Annotated in this window: 3 protein-coding genes; all 3 read left to right on the plus strand. The window is 47.0% G+C overall.

All coding sequences use genetic code 11. The annotated features are described in order from the left end of the window. The first annotated feature begins 71 nt into the window (after positions 1-71). The 3 genes from ACLFWI_RS26500 to ACLFWI_RS26510 all read left to right on the plus strand — a co-directional run bounded on the left by ACLFWI_RS26500 (position 72) and on the right by ACLFWI_RS26510 (position 4781). Entirely contained in the window at positions 72-2687 is a 2616-nt protein-coding gene (locus tag ACLFWI_RS26500) for a chloride channel protein (protein ID WP_446415405.1), read from the plus strand. 449 nt (positions 2688-3136) lie between these two features. After that, the gene (locus tag ACLFWI_RS26505) at positions 3137-3481 is read left to right on the plus strand and encodes a hypothetical protein (protein WP_446415406.1); all 345 of its coding nucleotides are present in this window, start codon (positions 3137-3139) and stop codon (positions 3479-3481) included. After that, positions 3453-4781 carry an ATP-binding protein gene (locus ACLFWI_RS26510; RefSeq protein ID WP_446415407.1) on the plus strand — a complete coding sequence of 443 codons (1329 nt, stop codon included), beginning with the start codon at positions 3453-3455 and terminating at the stop codon, positions 4779-4781. The genes ACLFWI_RS26505 and ACLFWI_RS26510 overlap by 29 nt, the downstream gene beginning before the upstream one ends. Positions 4782-5056 lie beyond the last annotated feature (275 nt).

The raw sequence follows: 5056 nt of genomic DNA on the forward strand, positions 1-5056 counted from the left end.
AATGACCAATGACAAATGACCAATGACAAATGACCAATGACCAATGACCAATGACCAATGACAAATGATAAATGATCAATCCCATACGTCAATGGTTATTGCCCAAGCGACGTTTGGCGATCGCAGAAGCTTGTTTAATTGGGGTGGTTTCTGCGCTATCGGCTGTGTTACTTCAACACAGTATTGGTTGGCTCGGTTCATGGCGCATTCAAATTTCTGAACAATATCCGCCATTTTTAGTTTTACCTGCTTTCGGACTGGTATTGGCAGCGCTGTCTGGATTCCTCGTCGAATATTTAGCACCCGATGCTTCTGGGAGTGGTATTCCGCAGATTAAAGCCGCACTTGCCCAATTTCCGATCGCTCTCGATTTGCGGGTAGCCCTAGTTAAACTCCTGAGCAGCATTTTAGCGATCGCGGCAGGACTTCCCCTGGGACGCCAAGGACCCACAGTTCATATTGGTGCAGCGTTAGCGGCTCAGTTTAGCCGTTGGTTTCCCACATCCCCCAGCCATCGACGACAGATTATTTCAGCAGGGGCGGCGGCGGGTTTAGCCGCGGGGTTTAATACCCCAATCGCTGGTATTTTGTTTGTGGTTGAGGAATTACTCCATGATTTTTCTGGGCTAACTCTAGGAACAGCGATTCTCGCCTCCTTTATCGGTGCAGTGATTTCGCGGATTTTAGGGGGTCGTAGTTTCGACCTAAACCTGGAATGGGGTGAAACAGCCACCAGTTTTTCCGCCCTGGAGATTCCCTTTTATTTACTCTTGGGTCTTTTAGCCGGATTACTGGCAACATTATTTAATCGAGGAATTCTGTTTTCACTGACACTACAGCGCCGCTTTCATGTCTCTTTGGCGGTGAAAATGGGGCTAGCGGGATTCATCTGTGGGTGTTTAGTTTCTCTATTACCCCCGGATTTTCGCAATAATAGTGGGTTACGAGAGTTGTTAATTACAGGCGAAGCGACTTGGCAATTCACTAGCCTCGCTTTAGTCACCTACTTTTTTCTCACCCTTGTTTCCTACGGAACAGGCGCTCCTGGGGGTTTATTTCACCCGTCACTGGTTTTGGGTTCGGCTTTGGGTTATCTAGTCGGTGTGGCTAAGTTATCGTTTTTCGGGTTTGGCGCACCGACGACTTACGCTTTGGCCGGGATGGGAGCCTTTTTTAGTGCCGTATCCAAAGTTCCCATAACCGCGATCGTAATCATATTTGAGATTACGGCGGATTTCAATCTGGTTTTACCGTTAATGATCACCTGTGTGGTGTCTTACCTGATTGCCGATCAACTCTCCAAAGGTTCGCTTTATCAGCGTCTGTTGGAATGGAGGGGGTATACCTCCCCCACTCAAAAGGTGGACAATGGTTCATGGGCTGGGTTAACAGCAGAGAATTTGATGCAACGGCGGGTGGAAACCTTATCCCTGCAAATGACCCTTGATGACGCTTTACAGATGGTGTCTCGTTCAACGCACCAAGGGTTTCCTGTCGTGGATGGGGGAACTCTGGTGGGGATTATTAGTCAATCAGATATCACAAACGCGACAAAAAAGCAAGGCAATCCACCCCGTTGTCCTTTTCCCGGAACCACACCCTTAGCGGACATTATGACACCCAACCCGATAACGGTTAAGCCAGGGGCGAGTTTAGTCGATGTACTGTATTTGCTCAACCGTTACCACCTCAGTCGTCTCCCGGTAACAGAAGGGCGTAAGTTATTGGGAATTATTACCCGTAGCGATATTATTCGGGGGGAATTGGATCAGCTAGATCGGAAAACGACTCAGCCGGGATCACAATTAGAACCCTCTTATGTGGTTTATCAAACCCGATCTCCAGAAACCGGGCGAGGGCGGTTATTAGTTCCCATCGCCAATCCCCAAACCGCCCCCATATTAGTCAAACTCGCCGCCGCCATCGCCCGCGATCGCGACTATGAATTGGAATGTTTACAAGTGATTATCGTCTCCCGCAGCAATTCTCCGGCGGAAACTCCGGTAAAAACGGCAAAAAGTCGTCGATTATTACGTCAGGCGGAAAAGTGGGGACGAGATTGGAATGTACCGGTTCACACTCAAATACGGGTAAGTCAAGATATTACTCAAGCCATTCTAGAAACCATTAAAGAGCGACATATTAATTTGATGATGATGGGGTGGAAAGGCTCAACCTCAACCCCTGGACGCATTTTTGGCGGGGTAGTGGATGCGGTGATTCGTCAGGCGCCCTGTGATGTGATGGTAGTGAAATTGGGTGAAATGATGCATCCGCCTTATATCCCTCCTTTCTTTGGGCGTTGGTTGATTCCTATTGCAGGGGGACCCAATTCTCAACGCGCCTTGGAGTTTATTCCGGCGTTAATTTCCTTAAGTAGTAAGCCGCCAGATATTCGCTTGTGTCAAGTCTTTGATCCAGAAGATAAGCTGACGGATACAACAGCTCTAGAAAAAGCCAGCGACTTTTTACAGGGGCAAATCGATGGTCGGATTCGCCGGATTCCCATTCGCGCCAGTGAGGTATCTGATGCGGTGGTTCATTTAGCCAATGACCAATTATGTGATGTTGTGGTTTTAGGGGCAAGTCGGGAAGGGTTATTACAGCAGGCGATTCAGGGAAATATTCCCGAAGCGATCGCACGGCGGGTTAAGAGTACCGTTATTTTAGTTCGCAGCATGACATAAGGCAGAAGAGTTCGCATCCCCTACTACGAACCCACTCTATCTCACAATTTTAGCTGTGTCAGTCCATTAGTAGGGTAGCACCGACGTGCGCCCTTAGCCTGATTGAGTTGCTGTTTTCGTAATATTTCACACCCAAGAGTTATAGTTGATGGCTGATTATTTTTTCCAGGGAAGCTTTGTCCCCATCTCAGTTAGCGCCGAGAAGACTAAATAGAGGATGAGAAAGCTAACACCAGCCAAAAATAAAACTAAATCATTATCCATAATTAGCTGACCCTACAATCATTAAATTTCTTAATAAAAGTAACCTGTCCCCAATCCTGATAATTTCTTGACAACAAGACACCTATAGTATCCTGATTGCGGGTGAGGCGTCCAGAATAGTGAATAGAAAACGGATGGAAGAGTAATCGCAATCCTCACATCGATCTAGCAATTTGTAGGCAAAAATGAATAAACGACTATTGAGTGTCAGCCTCCTGTTCCCTATTTTACTCCTTGAGGCAGGTCAAAGTTTAGCCCATTCTGGAAGCACAGCCAATCAAGCATTCGTATTTTCCAGCTCTCGCCCGAGAACGTCTCAGGTTACACTCAATAGACAAGAGTCTCCCTCATTTTTCCTGGCTGCTAGGAAAGAAAAACCCAAAACCTGTCGGTGGGCGGGTTATTGTGACGACGAGGATAACCGGGATAATGCGACAAGTGCGATCGCGTGGCGAGATGCCTTGTCTTTCAACGACAATAGCATAAGGACGATGATGACTTATGGGACTAGATCTACCGAGATTTTATAAAGCGTGCAATCCAAGCAAGCCCTTAACCGTGGGGGAAGTTGAAGATCAGCAGTATTATATTGATTTTTCCCCCGTCAGAGGGAACCGAATTATTCAGTCATTGCGACGCACCATTGCCTTAATTTCACCCGATGAACCCACCTGCCAACTGTTTACGGGTCATATTGGCTGCGGGAAATCCACCGAATTGCTGCGACTCAAAGCGGAGTTAGAAAAGCAGGGCTACTATGTAGTTTACTTTGAGTCCTCCCAAGACTTAGATATGGCGGATGTCGATATTACGGATATTCTCCTGAGTGTAGCTGGTCGAGTCAGTGAGAGTTTAGAGGCGATTAAAATTAAACTTCACCCCGGTTATTTTGCCAATCTTTTTAGTGAAATTGCCGACTTCCTGCAAACGCCGATTGAACTGAATGCCGAAGCAGAACTCTCGATTGGCATTGGTAAAATTACCGCCAAAACCAAAGAAAGTCCCAAACTCCGCCGCCGCTTACGGGAATATTTAGAACCCCGTACCAGTGGTATTTTAGAATCGATTAACACCGAACTGTTAGGACGGGCAACCACGGAACTGCGGCGGCGTGGAAAAGCGGGACTGGTAGTAATTGTCGATAATTTGGATCGGGTGGATAATCGTCCGCTTCCCTCGGAACGATTACAACCCGAATACTTATTTATTGACCGAGGTGATCAATTACGGAAACTGAATTGCCACGTTGTTTATACGATTCCGCTATCGTTAACCTTTTCCAATGATGTCGAAATTCTGAAAAATCGATTAGGGGGTGGATTACCGCCGACTATTTTACCCATGGTTCCTGTGCGCGAACGGGATGGATCAGAATGTAAAGAAGGGATGGATTTGTTGCGGCAAATGGTTTTAGTGAGAGCATTTCCCCACCATACTTCAGCACAAAGATTCGCCTTACTTCCCGAAGTCTTTGATAATGCTGAAACTTTAGATCGTCTCTGTCAAATCAGCGGGGGTCATCTGCGAAACTTACTGGGACTCCTATTTGGCTGTTTGCGACAAATGGACCCCCCAATCTCGCGGGATTGTTTAGAAGGCGTGATTCGCGAAAGTCGGGATTATCTCACCTCATCCATTGATGATGAGGAGTGGGAATTGTTATTTCAGGTGGTACAACAACAGACGGTGAAAGGAGACGTGGAATACACGACTTTACTCCGTAGCATGTTCGTCTATGAATACCGCGATCGCAACGGGAATTGGTTTTCTATTAATCCGGCGCTGGAAGAGACACAGAAGTTTCAAGATTGGTTGAGAGAAAACACCTAAAATGGCTGTTGCTGTAATCCTAGTCAACCGTAATTGTAGGGGCGGGTTTAGGGATTAAATCATCAGACAACACCTCAAACAATACAACGAAACCCGCCCTATCCCCACCGCCAGACGACGAAAACCCGCCTAATATTTCACGCGATCGCACGCCAATCATCTACCCCAATCCTGTAGGGGCGGGTTTAGGAATTCAATGATGATATACACCTCAAATAAAACAACGAAACCCGCCCTATCCCCACCGCCAGACGACGAAAACCCGCCTAATATTT

Source organism: Coleofasciculus sp. (assembly GCF_046539235.1).
GTDB lineage: Bacteria > Cyanobacteriota > Cyanobacteriia > Cyanobacteriales > Coleofasciculaceae > Coleofasciculus.

Coding starts and splice junctions, on each gene's coding strand:
- ACLFWI_RS26500 (WP_446415405.1), top strand. CDS start 72: ATGATCAATCCCATACGTCAATGGTTATTGCCCAAGCGACGTTTGGCG.
- ACLFWI_RS26505 (WP_446415406.1), top strand. CDS start 3,137: ATGAATAAACGACTATTGAGTGTCAGCCTCCTGTTCCCTATTTTACTC.
- ACLFWI_RS26510 (WP_446415407.1), top strand. CDS start 3,453: ATGGGACTAGATCTACCGAGATTTTATAAAGCGTGCAATCCAAGCAAG.